The 1,101-nt window shown below is 45.2% G+C and carries 1 protein-coding gene; it reads right to left on the bottom strand.

What is annotated here, in order from left to right; genetic code table 11:
- The coding region (locus tag R7Z78_RS24705; protein ID WP_169643757.1) for a transporter substrate-binding domain-containing protein at positions 1-833 on the bottom strand (833 nt) is incomplete at its 3' end.
- Positions 834-1,101 lie beyond the last annotated feature (268 nt).

The following is a 1,101-nucleotide window of genomic DNA, read 5'->3' on the forward strand; positions in this document are numbered from 1 at the left end:
TCTTCAAGAGAAGCTAGCTCGCCAGATTGTTTGATATTGCCGAAAAACTCAATCAGCATCGCATACAAGCTCTCATCCTCTGAGCGGCGAGTAAACCATGATACTGGTTGATCTTCGGTGAGCTCAAAAGCAAGTGCTAAATCTGGATACAGGCGTTGCGCGAGAGACAGCTCTACGGAATCAGTGACGGTGAAACGCAGTTCTCCAGTCGATACATGTTTCAGTAGATCGCGAGTGTCAGCATCGCCCACGATTTCAAACTGCAATTCAGGATACTGCTTCTTCAATGCCGTCAGTGTCGGAACATATTGAGACTGTTCGACAATTTTCAATGTTTGCGCGCCAGCATTCACGTCTTCTTCTGATTGACTGTCTTTGGATGCTTGATACTCGATAAGCTGCTCAATATCACGAGGACGAAGCTGGCCCTTTTTGTAGACCACTTGCTGGCTTACATAATAATAAGCAGGGCCAGGTCTAAAACGCTTGACGGCTTGTGATGTTTGATTAAGCCCCGTAGCAATAATATCGATGTCGCCCTTCTTTAAGGCAGGGAAAAGGTCGGCTTGTCTGAAAGCGGGTTTGATTTCTAGCTTTACGCCCAACTCTTCTGCAAATTTACGCGCTAGCTCATAATCCAAACCCGCAGGGCCATCAGGACCAATGTAGTACGAGAGTTGGTTGTTGAGCGTGCCAACGCGTAGCACTCCGCGCTCTTGGATTTTCTCGAATTCACTTTTCGGCTGCGACTCAATTTGGCAGGCAGAAAGTAGTAGCACAGAAGCAAAAAGTAGGACGCTGCGCTTGAGTCGGTTGAAGTGGCGTATTTGCATTGATCGGTACATCTCAGAAAATTTCTAGTGGTCTTTATATCAAAGCGTGGAGATGGGGCAAAGCGAATCGGACAGATAGAGTGCGACATTGTGTGTTTTATCGACATTTCGGCTACAACTCAAATTTGACAAAAAAAATGACGCAAACGGTTGCTTTTGATGTTACATCACAAAAACAATTACTATATAATGCGCTCGCAATGACGAGGTGGAATCGGCATAGGTTCGATAGAGCTCAAGTTAAGTATCTGAATTTATTCCAATATCA

The organism is Vibrio sp. 1167 (assembly GCF_033340375.1).
Lineage (GTDB): Bacteria > Pseudomonadota > Gammaproteobacteria > Enterobacterales > Vibrionaceae > Vibrio > Vibrio alginolyticus.